This is a genomic window from Persicobacter psychrovividus (assembly GCF_036492425.1).
Classification (GTDB): domain Bacteria; phylum Bacteroidota; class Bacteroidia; order Cytophagales; family Cyclobacteriaceae; genus Persicobacter; species Persicobacter psychrovividus.
This window is the reverse complement of sequence record NZ_AP025292.1, coordinates 1735250-1750402: the sequence shown is the minus strand read 5'-3', so window position 1 is coordinate 1750402 and position 15153 is coordinate 1735250. Positions and strand designations below refer to the sequence as shown.

The window sequence follows — 15153 nt, the reverse complement described above, 5'->3', positions numbered from 1 at the left end:
TGATATATTGAATAGACCTCCTTAAAAATATGTGTACGCTGTGGACAAATAAATACCCCTTAGATTTTTTGTGTCTTGTCCTGAAATAACTTGGCACCTTTTACCGACTTTTTCATCTGATTGTTTGCCCTGAAAATTGTACTATTAAGAGTGTGTATTTTAAATTGAATTTCGAGAAGTCACCGCATGCGCCACGTTCACGTAGGGGAATTCAAAATTGATAGCAAAACATCCAACCGGGAAGTTGGCTACGGACAAGCAGATATTTATTTTTACCCAAAAGATGCGACCAATCCAAAAGCTTGGGTGCTGGAATTCAAAAAGAAGAATGTCGATGATAAAGGAGACCTACCATCTCTTGGCGATGATGCCCTAAAGCAAATCCATGACTATCTCGATGAAATCAAAGTCCACGGACATATCAATATTTTGTGTATGGGGATTGCTTTTGAAGGTGAAAAGGTGGTTTGTGCTTTTTGATTATTAGGATTATTTCTAATTTACAATAATCATTAACCCTATATACTTTCTTGTCAAATGAACTACGACCAAAAATTTTTTCGGGTATCTTCCAACGCTAATAACGGCGAAATCACAACCGACACCATTTTTAAATACAACCAATTAGGTGATATATTGATGGGGGAATATTCGGGAGGGATGATCAACCGAGGTCAGTTGATTGGAAAGGTGGATGCTGATGGAAATATCAATATGCGGTATCAGCAGATAAATACAAAAGGTGAACTGATGACAGGGGAATGTCAGTCCCGACCAGAGCTCTTACCCAACGGGAAAATCCGCCTGCACGAAAAGTGGCAGTGGACTTCGGGGGATTATTCTTCGGGAACGTCAATATTGGAGGAAATATGAGCGCCGCCGAACCCATTAAAATTTTACCTTTTGCAGCGCCATTAAAAGAGGACATCAAGCGGCTGAACTACGAGTGGTTGGAGAAATTTTTTGTGGTGGAGCCTGCTGATGTTGTTGCGCTTTCAAACCCTCAGGAAGAAATCATTGATAAAGGTGGGATGATATTTTTTGCCCAAATGAATGGGGAGGTAGTTGGCACTGTGAGCCTGTTAAAGAAAAGCGAAAATATTTATGAAGTAGGAAAAATGGCGGTAACGGAGTCGGAACAAGGGCAGGGAATTGGCCGGTTGCTTTTGGAACACTGCCTGAAAATAGCAATAGAGATTTCTGTTGAGAAGTTGATTTTGTACTCAAACCGGAAGTTGGTGACTGCCTTGAGGCTATATGAAAAATATGGTTTCGTAGAAGTGCCGATGGATACCGATCTGTATGCTCGGGCGGATATTAAAATGGAAAGATCGATGTGAGGAAGCATTCACCATATTGGTGAGTGGGTGTTATGAGCCATGAATACCTTGAGTAATTACCTTGAGTAAAGGGATTGCCAGGATTTTTATTTAAGTTAAGTATTTGATCAAAAATAGCCTATAAAATGTCAGTGGTCGGATTTTGTGTTCCCGTCACCGATCACCAGTCACCGATCACCAGTCACTGATCACCAGTCACTGATCACCAGTCACCAGTCACCAGTCACTTTTTTTTAGTACTATGTGTTTTTACTATAGCAAGGAATTCTGTTAGCTCAGTCATTTACAAAAATAACTTTTACCCTTAACCACAACCTTATGAAAACTTTTAAATTATCCATTGTTTTGCTGTTATTCAGCATGACTGGATTCGCGCAATCCAATGATTTCTCCAAGCATCAAATAGCTGTTCACTATGGAACTTTTGGCGGGAATGAGCTTTTCCAATTGTCGGATATCGAAGGAACCGGAAGCTATGAAAGTGATCGTTTTTTCACTATCGGATTGGGTTACACTTACCGGATCAATCATTGGCTTGGTCTATCATCGGGCATTGAATATGGGAATCATAATGTGATTTTTGAACCGCCTTTTACAGGGGGAGAACCACCTCAGCCTAAGCAACAATCTTTTTCGGTTGTGAATATTCCATTGACAGCTCAAGTTGACTTTTGGAAATACGTTTTTGTCAATGGTGGGGCACTTATCAGTATAGATGCTCAAAAAAACGAGGAAATAGGACCTTTAAGTGGCTTGGGCTTTGTACTTGGGGCAGGGCTTAAATATGATTTTTCCTTTGGAGCCACCGTGTTTGTCAATCCATATTTGAAAATGCAAAATCTACTTTCCTTTGAAGATAAAGACTTTTCTTATTCCTTAGCAGAGTCAGGGGTGAAGATCGGTATGGCGTATAATTTTTAAATTTCAGGGGAATTGTTGTTTCATTTTCTTTTGGGACTTGTTGCAAAGATTGATACCTTATATTTCATAATAATAACATTAACCAAAATCAACCAAAAATGTCGATCAAAACCTTGTCAAAAATCTTCTATGGTGCCACAGCATTATTTACTGTCATGATGCTTATGTCTGCTGGCATGTATATTTTCAAAACTGATATGGTCGCACAAATGCTGTCCTCTCTGGGGTATCCGACCTACATTATCTATCCGCTCGCCCTTGCAAAAGTTCTGGGCATCGTTGCCATCTGGATCAACCATTCCCAGTCGCTTAAAGAATGGGCTTATGCAGGTTTCTTTTTCGATTTTACCTTGGCAATTTTTGCGCACCTTGAAGTGAGCGATGGTCAGGCGGGAGGAGCCGTTTTAGCGATGGTACTTTTGTTGGCGTCGTATTTTACCGAGAAAAAGGTAAGAGCGCCACAAGCTGTCGCTCAACAGGAAAAGGAATTGAGTAAAGCATGATTTCATCATAGCCATTAAATTGTAGGGGGCTGTTGCACAATCATAATCTGATTTTATATCACGAAATTTTATTGGGTCACTGTACGGGCAAACCTAATGTCATTAAGTTAAGGATTTTGAGGGACACAGGTCTAAATTTGAAATGCTCGTAGAGGCGTTATTCTTAACGACTCACGAAACACCTTGAATAAATCTAAGAGGAAACCTATAAAATTACCATTGAATTAGACGTTAAAAATAATGTCTCTACAGGATAATGCGCTTAGCTTAATGACATTGCGGGCAGGCCTGTGTGTCTGCCCAAATCATCATAATTTTGTTTTGTTTGGATACACACACAGGTGCATCCGTACAGCTCACGAAACAATCTTTTGCACTAAATTCATAGAACTGAATTGTGCAACAGCCCCATACCGCAGGTACAAAAAAAAGACAGCGTCGCGGCTGTCTTTTTTAATTTATATTAATACGCCGCCACTTGCTGAGCGGGTGTTGAACGCGTATAGGCAAAACCTCCCGACCTTCCCTGTGACCATTTGGTGAAAGTCACCTGCAGGTATATATCATCCTCGATCAGGTGTAACACTAATTTTTTGCCCACCACATTTTTGGGGTCGCCAACGGTTGCACGAAATTTCCCGAAACTCAATGTTTCATAATCTGCCAATTCTCCAATGGCCCAGGTGGTTCCCACGGGGCTGTCCACCTTATTGGCGCTGGCTTCCTGTGCGATATTATAGATTTGTCCTCCGCCAACACCGCGGGTAATGATTACATTTGCGGTCAGGGAATCCTGATTTGCGGGTAAGTTCTCATCAGCGACCTCTGCTTTTTCAAAGGTCAGCTCCGCACCGTCCCATACCTTGGCGGTGGGTTCATCCTCCTCTTTTTCAGTAACCGTAACTTCTACCGAAATCGTTTCACGCGCTAAACCATTCAGCAAGGCGACCTGCCCGGTGATTTTCGGGTTGGCTTGCGCATCGAACAAAGTGGAATCGAAAACGGTCACTTCGCCAGTAGAAGCATTAACCTCCATGGCCGTATCCAGGCTTTGATCAATTAAAAGGTAGGTAATCAGTCCCGAAGAAGTGGAGGCATCAATGTCCCCGATTTTTTGCCCATTCATCGGCATTTCTTCAATGGTGGCCGTGAAATCCTGCGCCGTAATCACAGGGCCGCTTGAGGGGGTATCGTCATCGGAAGAGCCACAGGAAAAAGTCATCAGACTTATGGTCATTAGCAGCAGCAGTAAACTTGCTTTCATTTCAGTCATGGTTCAGTTTATTTATCATTGGATATTTACTCTTTAACGGTTTTGAACGAATAGATGCTTTTGGGGATAGCAATATTTTAGCGAGATCAGCATTTATTGCCTGAGTGTCAGTAAAGGCTGAGGGCTTATTTGCGTCAGCTTTTAAATCATGTGAGTAGGTGTTCAGCACAAAGGTGATCCTTTATCAGCCTGAATACCGTGCTTTGTGTTCATCAGTGGTTTCGCTTAGTGCGAATTATTGATACCTCAAAATATTCAGAAATACTTTAAGCTAATATATGGTGGAATGCCGCATGAAAGCTTCTGTGGAGGCATATCAGTAGGCTAAAAGGCTTCCTTTGGTATTAAGCTGATCAGGAGCCCATAATGGTGGGAATTGAATATTTTGGATTAAAATTTTTGTTTCATTTTTATTCAATAGCAGAAATTGTAACAAATGTGGTGTTTTGTTGATCAAAAATGTTGCTTTTAATGGCGTTACACTGGGGAATTTGAGGAAAGAAATTGATTATTTTTTCTCAAAAATTGAGGAAATTTTACACACATCTACTTGTGTTTTTTATCACTTTTTACAGAAAAAAATTATTTTATTGTAGGTGAAGTAGCAAATCAACCTTGTACGAGTAGCTGCTTTTGGAAAGGTAGACTTGGACATCAGGTAGAATACTGAGCGGTGTATCGCCCTTTATTGGGCATGGTTCATTCTTGTAAATATCGAACAGGAAGGGCTTCTCCTGGCTGAGTTGAGGGGGGAGTATTTTTAGGGGTAGTTCAGCACAATTCCTTCTTCACGATGGTATAATATACAGTTGAAAAGTAGGAAGGCTGCTTCCTCAGATAGCATGTATTATCATCCTTAATGGACCTCTCGGGGGTAGTCAACCTTGATATTTTAAAAATAGAGGCGGATTTTTGCCTTTTTCTTTTGCTCTATTCACGGATCGGTATTCAGAGCACTCAGGAATCGACAGGCGTGGTGTTTTATATTTTTTTTATACCTTCCTTAAGACACTAATAGCGGGATTGATACGCTTTGGCGCTTGTTTTTTGTGGTCAGGGCTCACAGTCCTTCAGGGTATTGGCATGGGGTGTTTTATGCTGAAAGACTTCCTTTTTTCCACTTGTTGATTCTTCAGCTAAAGTGCTTGAAGCTGTTCATCAGCGCTTATATTTTTCCATGCAAGCGAAAATTGATCAAGCTATTTTTATGCGCAATAATTCATGAATTTAAAAAGCGTAATGGTTTTTGTTAGATGTATGTTTTTTGTGATTTTTTCATGAATTTAAATCAGTTGCTTGAGGTTGTTTTTTTAAGCGGCTTCAGCTTATTTATCCATTATCATTAAAGATTTTTATACTCTTTTGCCGCCTTGACTGTCAGCGATCACCGATATTTATCAAAAATGTTCCTGTAGTCATCAAATCATATATGATCTGATTATATATTTTTTATGGAAAAAATTTAAAAATAATTAGTAATATTATTGTTTGACACCCAGCATTAAGCGTGCCTTAGGGCTTTACATTTGACGGTTTTATAGGATTGTTTGTGTTACCTTGATACAAAAAAAGTATGGAGTACAATAATAATAATCTACACGGCTTCAATGAGGTCATGCTCGACAGGCTCTCCGAGGGCTATCGGGTGATCGGCTTTGACTGGAAATACCTGTTTGTCAATAAGAAGGTCGTTGAACAGAGTGGTGTGAAATCCAAGCAGGAAATTTTAGGTGGAACCATTATGGACTGGCACCCTGGCATTGAAACCACCGAGCTATTTGACGATCTAATGACTTGCATGCACAGCAGGGTTTCCAAAACAATTGATAATGCACTCATCAATATCAATGGGCGAGGCGAAACTTTTGATCTTCAAATTGAGCCTGCACCTCAGGGGATTTTGATGCTTTCTATTGATGCCCTGCATCGCAAACAGAAAGAAGACAAAAGGGAGCAGGAATTGGCGAAACTCGAACAACTGATGCACCTGACATCCCACAGCTTGAGAAAGCCAGTTTGTAATATTATGCGGATTGTTAATTTTCTCGGTCAGGAAACAGCAGAGATGAATCAGATCATCAGGATGACCAATATTTTAAGGAAGGAAGTGCTTAACCTTGATTCCTGTACTGAAGACCTGACGATGCTGATCCACAGCCGAAAGGAGCAAGCCTAAAAAAAGCTGTACCCCCAAAGGCGCACAGCTTTTAAATATTGAATGCAGAATTTATGGAATGCTTACCGTTTTACTATTGTCGGTAACATCCTTTTCAATCATTAAGTGACGTGGATCAATTTCCACTTTTTTCGGTAACTTATCGACACGCATCTTGAGCTCTGATTGTTCCTGATTAATCTTCAGCCTTTCGGTGTGAAAGAGATTTTCCCCCTTCGTGTCGCTATAACAGCCCACATCTATATAATCATTGATAGGTGTTGGTGTATCAAAACCCAGCGAGTCAGCATAAGTTTTTTTAGCTACAATTTTCATCTGAACCAAATATTTCCCAGAAGGCAACTTTTTGACCTGGGCGTCCTTCATGCGGAAATCATACAAGGTGATTTTTTTAAAACCATCTTCAACCATATATTTCAGTGAGTCAGGAACCACTTTGTCCAATTCGTCGAGAAAATCGAGCGAAGTAGGGTATGGCGGCTCTTTATAGCGGTAGTTCAGCAGGAAGTTATGCAAGGCACGGTTAACCTGCTGTTCACCAATATAATCCTGTAATGCAAAAAGAATCATACTCCCTTTTCGGTAATGGATATAAGGCTGATTTTCCACTTTGTAAAGCGGAACTTCCTTTTTACTTTCCAACGCCCGACCCGAAAGGTATTGGTCTTTATTGTACTTCAGGAAGGATTTCATCTTATTGTCGTCGCTGTGCTGTTTCATCACCATCAGCGATGAATATTCCGCAAAGGATTCCGTCAGCATGGTTTCTCCCTGCATTTTTGCTGAAATTTCCTGATGAGCCCACCATTGGTGTGCCATCTCATGGGCAATTACCGCCTCCACAATATTGTTGTCACCTTCATTTTCAAGGTTGACCACAAAGCCAAAGGATTCCGAGTAGGGCATGGTTCCAGGAAACGACTGCGCAAAGGTGGAGACCCGCGGAAACTCAATAATTCGAGCCTCTCGATGCTCATAAGGAGCGAAATTTTTACTGTAATAATCAATGGAATTTTTCAGGGCATTAATCATCATGTCCACATTTTTTCCATGGCCTTTATGGTAATACACCTCCAGGGAAATGCCCTTCCAAAGTTCCTTTTTAACCTCATAACGGGCAGAAAGGAAAGAGGCGAAATTCACCGAAGGGTGATCCACTTTATAATGGTAATAATTTCTGCCGTCGGCTTTCCAGGACTTCACCAGGCTGCCAGGCGCAATGGCCGTCTGATCCCCAGAAGTGGAAATATAGGTTTCCGAATTCACCCACGACGAATTATTTCCACTAAGGTAATTCTTGCTTCTCGCCTTCAGGTTCTGCTGATCCAAAACAGGCGTCCTTTCCCGCTCAGGAAGGTCGTGCTCTTTTCTTTTTTCCTTGTCTTGCAACTCCACCTGATCGGCATAGCCTGGAATCGGTAAAAATTCCTGGTTGTTGAAAAACGTCCCATTGCCAAGAATACTCAGTTTACTGACCGCATTCTCAAAACCTTTGGCCGCATAGTTGGTCGAAATTTTGATCTCCTTGCTTTCGCCAGGTAGCATCGGCTGATCGAGTCGGAACATCACAAAGCCATCTTTATCTTTGAGCACCTGCTTGGCGCCTGGAATATCAAACACAGGATTCCAGTCATCATTAAAGGTGTACATCAGGGTATCAATAGGGGACTGACCCTTGTTTTCAAGTCGGAGATCCGTGGTAATATTAACCGCTCTGCGATGTGGAAATAGATCAATATGATACGTCAAGTCGGTAATCATCGGCTTGGGGTAATCAGCATATTTTTTGTAGGCTTTTTCGTAATGTACCTGCGCTTCAATAGCATCCTTTGAGCTGTCATAATGATTGATCACCTGTGTGTTATAAAACACCCAGCCCGCCACAACTACAAACAGGCCATAACAAATCAAAAATGGCTGATAATAGGCTTTTCGGAATACCTGATAGGCACGTATCAGGCGTTGTTTAAAGGTCATGCCATGCGGAATCACATTAAACAGGCACAACACAATAAAGAGCATGCCTGCGACCAGCAACCAGTAGGCGATCATCCATAGTTTTGTAACCATACCTGGCCCATAGCCACTGATATCGGAGTAAAACACGCCTGGAATTGAGCCTAAATCAAGCATAATGGTGCTGATTTTCAAAAAGCTCATCGCCAGTGGTACTGCCGAGATTACGAGGAAGCTGATAAAATAGCCGAGGTATTTATTGGTGATCAGTCTTTGTATCAGCATATAAACAATCACCCAGAAAATGGCGGTCGGTATTCTTCCCAAAAAGAAATACTGAAGGTAAAGCAATGGCTTGATCTGTGTAAAGCCATGGTAAAGCTGATAGCCAATACTGATGGCCATTTGTGTGAAAAAGATGATCGCACACATGGCTAAAATGCTCGTCAGTTTGGCCGCAAGATCAACAATATGGTTTCGGCGTGTAGCGGATAAAACCTCGTGGATATGGGCCGCTTTATCGCGGTGAATCAGCTCTCCAGAAAGGAAAATGGTCAGCAGCATAAACATCATGCTCAGGATGCCTGAAATTTTCTCCAGCATTTTATAGGTGAGCGGATAAGATTGCAGACCGTAATATTCAAAGCCCTGCCACAGGCTGAAGCCCAGAATGAAGACCGTCAGAAAAAGCAGAATCAGGAACATTGGGCTGCCGATCAGCATTTTTACATTGATGCGCATTGTCGAGCGGAATTGCAGCCACAGGTTTTTGGATGAAAAATCAAGCTTGATGGCTGGCTTGCGGAAAGTGGTATTGGTGGCCACTGTCTGCTTTTTTGAAAGGCGCTTTTTTCCTCGACTGTAATTTTTAAAACTGAAGAATTGATACCCCAGACCGATGATTGATCCCGAAACGAACAGCCAAATGGCACGGTTGTAAATTATCCACTGGTTGAGGTGAAATTGGATCGTATTTTTATCTGACGGGGTGAAATATTTCGAACCGCTATGGTAGGCTGCGCCAAAAATATCCAAAAGGTCAGATAAATGGGTGTTGTTGAGGTCGCTTGCAAGGGTGTCCACGAGCATGTTCACCACAATCAGTAAAATGATGGAGATGAAAGCGGTCATGGTGTTTTTGTATCGGGTCGACAGGGTGAAGGTGACACTACTCGCCATCAGGCAGGTAGGGATAAAAAACATCAGCAACACATACACAAAGGATACCAGTGGAATAGGCCCGATTCTATCCGCAGGAACCCAGCCGAAAACAGGGGAGACAATGGACGATAAAACCACCCCGAGGAAAAACCCAAATAATGGCAGCACGGCAAGGGTAAAAGCGCCAAGGAAGCGCCCCCAAAAGTAGGACCTTTTGTTAATGGGGGTGGAGAAAAGGATTTCGTGAAACTGATTTTCATAATCCCGCAAGGCAGCATTATTGGCATAGCTTGCACAGACAATAATATTAATCAGGGCGCAAATCATCGAAATGGTAACCACAATATGTGGTGCATTATGGTAGATATTTTCCCCAGTAGCCCCGCCGATCGCGAAGGAGTCCGTTGCAATGGCCGCAAAAGCGATCAGGGCATAAACAAACAGGAATATATAAAACATTGGTCGTTTCAATCCTGCGCTGACTTCTTGTTTGAAGAATAGCTTAAACATAAAACGCAATGAAATTAATGGTTGGAAATGGTGGTGTTGGAATCCTTGAGTTTGGCAAAAAAGACATCCTCAAGTCCAGCGTCAATGGCTTCAAAGCCATGCTGTGGGTCTTCGTTGTGCAGAATATGAATAACGGGCGTTCCGCCGACCATTTTATTGGAAAGCACATTGTAAGTGGCCTGGTATTCTTCCACCTCTTTCAGGCTGATTTGCTTGGCGTAAATCTTGCCCTGAAGTTCATCAACAGCAGCCTGTGGCGCTCCTTTGTAAACAATCTTACCCTGATTCATAATGGCCATATTCAGGCACAATTCACGAACATCCTCCACAATATGAGTAGACAAAATCACGATCACCTCATCGCTCACCGAAGATAACAGGTTATGGAATCGGTTACGTTCCCCAGGATCAAGCCCAGCGGTTGGCTCATCTACAATAATCAGTTTTGGGTCACCGATCAGGGCTTGGGCAATCCCCACACGCTGTTTCATTCCGCCAGAGAAGCCTTTCACATATTTATCTTTTTTCTCATAAAGATTGACCTTGTTCAGTAGGTAACCCACCAGTTCCCGTCGTTCCTTTTTGTTGGTAATTCCTTTGAGAATCGCAATATGATCCAGTAATTCTTCCGCCGTCGTTCGAGGATAAACGCCAAATTCCTGAGGTAAATACCCGAGGTGTTTGCGAAGGGTCAGGCTATCCCTCATGATATCAATATCGCCTAAAAAGATCGATCCGCTGTCGGCTTCCTGCAGGCTGGCAAGGGTTCGCATCAGGGATGATTTTCCTGCGCCATTGGGTCCTAAAAGGCCAAACATACCGCTGTTGATTTCAAGCGAAATGCCATCGAGGGCCTTGACTCCATTGTCGTAGGTTTTTTTTAAATCCTTAATGATAAGTTTATTCATGATCCGAAGAAGGTTAAGTGATTTAGAGCGGTCCATAGGGTCTTTTCCATTAAAAGGGCATATTCCCGATGGTTCCGTCGAAAGCTTATTTTGTGTTATTAAAGGTATAAAAACGCAAGGCCAGTTGAAGTTGAATTTACACGAAAGGAGGCATGAGGGTGATTGTTGGTAAAGGTGATTACACACATTATCGACAATCATTAAAATAGCCAATAAAACCGTGAATCACCGCCTGTGGCTGAAGCGATCTCCTTTGATACGGGCGAGTAAAACAAGGTGAAAATTACGCTTATTTGGGAGGAATACAGACTTGATTTTACCGCTAAATTCCCGCTTATTTTTATTGTATGCGCTTTAAATAAGGATGACTGACTTCTGTTTTTTAGGGCTTTTATTCTCCTATTTTCTGTGAATTGGTATACTAAAAGAAAAAAGAAAACAGTATAAAAATCAATTAACTTACTGATTGTCAGTGGTTGTAGTCGTTTTGTAGATCATCTATTTTTGATTCTCCATTCCATATAGTATATCATCATAAATCATTTTACCTTCCGAACAGTTCAGCAGGCCAAATCGCATTTTGGAGGCTGATATGTTAGATTTTTTGTTCTTGAGAAGAATGGTACGAAACTTTTATTTACTTTTTTTTATACTTCTTTGCGGCAGTGCGCAGGCAGAGAATCAGTATGATTCACAGAGCGATATTATTCGCAGCGTGAATCCATTTATTGGTACATCCAACGAGGGGAATAATTACCCTGGTGCGGTGGTACCTTGGGGAATGGTAATGCCGACGCCTCATACTGAAAACTTCCGTGAGAAAGCACCTAATGCACCTGTTTATGAACATCACGATCCCTATATATATGGATTCGGCACCGTCAATATTTCAGGCGTTGGTTGCCCAGTGGCGGGTAGTGTTCCACTGAAGGTTGCTGCGGGAGCTTTGGACTTGAGTATTGAAAATTTTCAGTCAACTTACAGTGAGCAGGTGGCGCACCCAGGCTATTACAGTGTGTATTTGGAAAAGCATTCCATTGAGGCTGAAATGACCGCAACGCAGCGTTCTGCACGTTATCGTTTTGCGGCCAAGGGGCAGGAGCAAAAATTTCAGCTGTTGCTTGATTTGGGTGCAAATGTCAGCCACAAAAAAGGGGGCGCTATTCAGTTAAATGCTGATGGAAGTGTAACGGGGTATCAGAACGACGGGCAATTTTGCGGCGCGAAATCCTCCACTAAAATTTATTACTATTTCAATGTGCTGACCCCAGGGGCGGTTGTTCAGTTATATCAGGATGAGCAAATTGTTGAAGGGATTCAGCAGATCGAAGGCAAACGTCTTGGGGTTGCTTTTACTTTTGAAACTGATAATATCGACCAGGTTGAAGTAGAGGTTGGCGTTAGCTTTGTTTCTGCGGAAAATGCTCGCGAAAACCTGAAGGTAGAGCAAGGAAATAAATCATTTGATGAAATTGTAACGGCAGCGCAGCAATCCTGGCAGGAAGTTTTAGGACGCGTTGAGATTGAAGGCGATAAAGGAGAAGAAAAAACAATCTTCTATACGGCTTTATATCACACGCTTTTGTTGCCGCACGTTATCAGCGATGTTAATGGTGATTACCCAAAAATGGCCGACACCGAAACCGCTTTGAATACTCAGTCAAAGTACACCCGTTATAGCACATTTTCACTGTGGGATACTTACAGAACTTTACACCCGCTGATGGCTTTGTTTTATCCTCAGCAGCAAAGGGATATGGTGGTTACAATGTTGGAAATGTACAAAGAGTCTGGCTGGTTGCCTAAATGGGAGCTATTCGGAAACGATACCCGCGTTATGGTAGGGGACCCTGCAATTCCTGTCATTGTGGACAGCTATTTTAAAGGCATTAAAGATTTTGATATCGAGGTGGCTAAATCGGCCTTTCTGAAACACGGATTACAAACGGAAAATAACCTTAATCGCCCAGGGAATGACTATTACTGGCAATTGGGTTACTGCCCAGAGGATGACCGCCATGGAGATCCGAAAAAATTCAGCTTTGAAAATGGGATCGTCTGGGGAACGGTATCAACAACGATGGAATATAATTTGGCCGATTATGGGATTGGTCAATTCCTGATCGATCAGGGAGATAAAAAAATGGGGAAAAAGTTCCTGAAGCAAAGCCAGTCTTTGATGAAGTTATACGACCCTGAAAATTCTTTCTTCCACGCCAAAAATAAAGATGGCTCTTGGCACGAACCTTTTAATCCACTGGACAGAACCTTCGATATTCGATGGGAAAATAGCGGTGGACGCGGTTTTTGCGAAGGTTCTGCATGGCAATACAACTTTTTTGCCCCACATGCCACCAGTTTATTGGTGAAAAAAATGGGAGAGGAGCTTTTTGTGAGTAAGTTGAACTCGGTATTTGCCGATGGGCATTTTGATATTACCAATGAGCCCGACATCAGTTACCCTTACCTGTTCAATTATGTGAAAGATGGCGCGAAAATCACGCAGGAAAAAATCCCTCAAATCGCTGATAAAAACTTTTTCAATGGCCCAAAAGGTATTCCTGGAAATGATGACGCAGGAACCTTATCGGCTTGGTTGGTTTTCTCCTACCTCGGAATTTATCCCGACGCTCCAGGAGTACCTGTATATCAACTGACCACCCCAAGATTCAACAAAGTAACCCTTCATTTTGATGATTATCTCTATGAGGGAAAAACCTTGACACTGAAGAAAAACACCGATTCTCCATATTTTGATCAGGCGGTAAATGCCAATGGAAAGGTGTTCAAGAATTTTGAAATTAGCCATGAAGAACTCATCAATAGTTCCGAACTGGATTTTATAAAACTGCCTAATCATTAACCGATATTTTTTTATAACCTATGAAGTATAAGTATTTATATTTTTCGAGTGTGGCGATCATAGTCGGGCTCATATTTGCCTTTGGGCCTTCAACCATTGAAGAGCACCAAGAGATTGTGCCTGGAAAAAAGCGGGCGATCAATAGCGATATGATCGGTGTCAATGCCAATTTAGTAGGGGAATATGCCCCTGAAAAAAATGTAGAATTTATTGAGGCCATTCAGGACCTGAATGTGAAGACGATCCGTTACCCAGGAGGAACAATAGGGAACTATTGGGACTGGGATTTAGGTTGGATCGATCAGGATGTGCCTGATAACCTGATGATCAAATGGGTGGTGACCCAGGGTTTGCGTGAAAGCAAAAACCGCTATACCGTAGAGCAATTCGCGGAATTGGTACATAAAACCAACTCCAAGCCTGTTTTTATGCTGAATATGCTCTCCAAAGACCGAGCGCATGCATTGCGAAACTTGCGCCGTGCGGCAAAGGCAGGTCTTGAAATTGAGTATGTGGAAATGGGTAATGAGTTATATTTCGACTTGCCTTTCCCAAAGAAAATGTACCCAAGCCCTGAAATTTACGGGGATACTTGTCAGGCGTGGATCGCTGCCATTAAAGCAGAATTTCCGAAAGCCAAATGTTCTGTATTAGGAACTACCCTTGAGCGCCATAAGCGTCAGGAAAACTGGACGAATCGTGTGTTGGCACATTGTAATAATGCCGATGCGATTACTTACCATAAGTATGGTCCTTCAGGATTGGACGGTAGCAAAGAGCGCCTCAATATTACTGCAGGAACGGAAGGGTCCAAGGATTTATCTTCAGCAACACGTCACTATCCTGGTGGAGAAATGACCGTCGCTGACTGGGAGAAGTCATTGCTTCAAGATCCTAAGGCACAAACCAATATGTGGGTGAATGCCCAAAAAACAGCGTCTTTCTATAAAAAGCTGCACCATGACCGTGAATTGCCTTTGTGGATTACGGAGTTCAATATGCGTGACGATCATTCCATCACTTTGCACAGCTGGGCGCATAGCCTCATTACTTCCGTATTTTACCTGGAATTTTTGAATGGTCCTGTGGAAATCACCAGTGTACATAACCTGGTAGGTGGCCTTTTCGGGCAAATTTACACCAAAGGCTTCAATACTGGAAAACCTTATGAACTTACCGCTGGGGGAGTGGCAACGAGCCTGTTCAGTACCGCAATTGAGGGCAAAACCACCGCAATTCCTATGGAAGTGAAAGATCAGGTATTCCTTGAAAACGATAAAGGAGAACGCTTCGAAGGCTTGCAAGTTTATGCCTTTACCAATGAGGCTAACGAACGCTCTGCAATCCTGATTAATTTCAGCGCCAACTATAAAAGCCTTCAGAAACCAGATCTATTTACTGGGCTGAACGGCACCATATACAATCAGGAATTAGCGCAAAATGTGGTCGGTTGGGAAAGTCTCAAATCTGAAAAAGTTTTGGCCAACCACCCAAATATTGAATTACCCCCATTTTCAATCTGTATCCTAAAATAACTATTCT

General features: G+C 42.2%; 11 protein-coding genes. 8 read left to right on the top strand and 3 right to left on the bottom strand.

Features of this window, described 5'->3' with window-relative positions:
* Window positions 1-186: 186 nt before the first annotated feature.
* From AABK40_RS07535 to AABK40_RS07515, 5 genes are all read left to right on the top strand, one after another.
* On the top strand, window positions 187-480 hold the full coding sequence (locus AABK40_RS07535; RefSeq protein WP_338396643.1) for a PD-(D/E)XK nuclease domain-containing protein: 294 nt from the start codon (window positions 187-189) through the stop codon (window positions 478-480).
* Window positions 481-537: 57 nt separating this feature from the next.
* Complete coding sequence (locus AABK40_RS07530; protein WP_338396642.1) at window positions 538-873, top strand: avidin-fold protein; 336 nt, start codon at window positions 538-540, stop codon at window positions 871-873.
* Entirely contained in the window at window positions 870-1340 is a 471-nt protein-coding gene (locus AABK40_RS07525) for a GNAT family N-acetyltransferase (protein ID WP_338396641.1), read from the top strand. Before AABK40_RS07530 ends, AABK40_RS07525 begins: the two co-directional genes overlap by 4 nt.
* A 318-nt stretch (window positions 1341-1658) precedes the next feature.
* On the top strand, window positions 1659-2261 hold the full coding sequence (locus AABK40_RS07520) for a hypothetical protein (protein ID WP_338396640.1): 603 nt from the start codon (window positions 1659-1661) through the stop codon (window positions 2259-2261).
* Window positions 2262-2359: 98 nt separating this feature from the next.
* Complete coding sequence (locus AABK40_RS07515) at window positions 2360-2764, top strand: DoxX family protein (protein WP_332919276.1); 405 nt, start codon at window positions 2360-2362, stop codon at window positions 2762-2764.
* A gap of 463 nt (window positions 2765-3227) precedes the next feature.
* Here AABK40_RS07515 and AABK40_RS07510 read toward each other — a convergent pair whose 3' ends face one another.
* A complete protein-coding gene (locus AABK40_RS07510) occupies window positions 3228-4028 on the bottom strand; it encodes a hypothetical protein (RefSeq protein ID WP_338396639.1) in 801 nt (266 codons plus the stop codon).
* Between the two features lie 1582 nt (window positions 4029-5610).
* Between AABK40_RS07510 and AABK40_RS07505 the strand changes: the two genes are divergently transcribed.
* On the top strand, window positions 5611-6213 hold the full coding sequence (locus AABK40_RS07505; protein ID WP_338396638.1) for a hypothetical protein: 603 nt from the start codon (window positions 5611-5613) through the stop codon (window positions 6211-6213).
* 51 nt (window positions 6214-6264) lie between these two features.
* On the opposite strand, the gene AABK40_RS07500 is transcribed toward AABK40_RS07505, so the two are convergent.
* Complete coding sequence (locus AABK40_RS07500) at window positions 6265-9840, bottom strand: M1 family aminopeptidase (RefSeq protein WP_338396637.1); 3576 nt, start codon at window positions 9838-9840, stop codon at window positions 6265-6267.
* Window positions 9841-9854: 14 nt separating this feature from the next.
* A complete protein-coding gene (locus tag AABK40_RS07495) occupies window positions 9855-10748 on the bottom strand; it encodes an ABC transporter ATP-binding protein (RefSeq protein ID WP_338396636.1) in 894 nt (297 codons plus the stop codon).
* A gap of 592 nt (window positions 10749-11340) precedes the next feature.
* Here AABK40_RS07495 and AABK40_RS07490 point away from each other — a divergent pair.
* Both AABK40_RS07490 and AABK40_RS07485 read left to right on the top strand, forming a co-directional pair.
* On the top strand, window positions 11341-13611 hold the full coding sequence (locus AABK40_RS07490) for a GH92 family glycosyl hydrolase (protein ID WP_338396635.1): 2271 nt from the start codon (window positions 11341-11343) through the stop codon (window positions 13609-13611).
* A 20-nt stretch (window positions 13612-13631) separates the two neighbouring features.
* Window positions 13632-15146 (top strand): hypothetical protein, encoded by a 1515-nt coding sequence (locus AABK40_RS07485; protein ID WP_332919281.1) that lies wholly within the window; start codon window positions 13632-13634, stop codon window positions 15144-15146.
* Window positions 15147-15153 lie beyond the last annotated feature (7 nt).

What these genes read in the sequence shown, in the direction of transcription:
- AABK40_RS07535 (WP_338396643.1), top strand. Translation starts at nt 187, where the DNA reads ATGCGCCACGTTCACGTAGGGGAATTCAAAATTGATAGCAAAACATCC.
- AABK40_RS07490 (WP_338396635.1), top strand. Translation starts at nt 11,341, where the DNA reads ATGTTAGATTTTTTGTTCTTGAGAAGAATGGTACGAAACTTTTATTTA.
- AABK40_RS07520 (WP_338396640.1), top strand. Translation starts at nt 1,659, where the DNA reads ATGAAAACTTTTAAATTATCCATTGTTTTGCTGTTATTCAGCATGACT.
- AABK40_RS07500 (WP_338396637.1), bottom strand. Translation starts at nt 9,840, where the DNA reads ATGTTTAAGCTATTCTTCAAACAAGAAGTCAGCGCAGGATTGAAACGA.
- AABK40_RS07485 (WP_332919281.1), top strand. Translation starts at nt 13,632, where the DNA reads ATGAAGTATAAGTATTTATATTTTTCGAGTGTGGCGATCATAGTCGGG.
- AABK40_RS07495 (WP_338396636.1), bottom strand. Translation starts at nt 10,748, where the DNA reads ATGAATAAACTTATCATTAAGGATTTAAAAAAAACCTACGACAATGGA.
- AABK40_RS07525 (WP_338396641.1), top strand. Translation starts at nt 870, where the DNA reads ATGAGCGCCGCCGAACCCATTAAAATTTTACCTTTTGCAGCGCCATTA.
- AABK40_RS07505 (WP_338396638.1), top strand. Translation starts at nt 5,611, where the DNA reads ATGGAGTACAATAATAATAATCTACACGGCTTCAATGAGGTCATGCTC.
- AABK40_RS07530 (WP_338396642.1), top strand. Translation starts at nt 538, where the DNA reads ATGAACTACGACCAAAAATTTTTTCGGGTATCTTCCAACGCTAATAAC.
- AABK40_RS07510 (WP_338396639.1), bottom strand. Translation starts at nt 4,028, where the DNA reads ATGAAAGCAAGTTTACTGCTGCTGCTAATGACCATAAGTCTGATGACT.
- AABK40_RS07515 (WP_332919276.1), top strand. Translation starts at nt 2,360, where the DNA reads ATGTCGATCAAAACCTTGTCAAAAATCTTCTATGGTGCCACAGCATTA.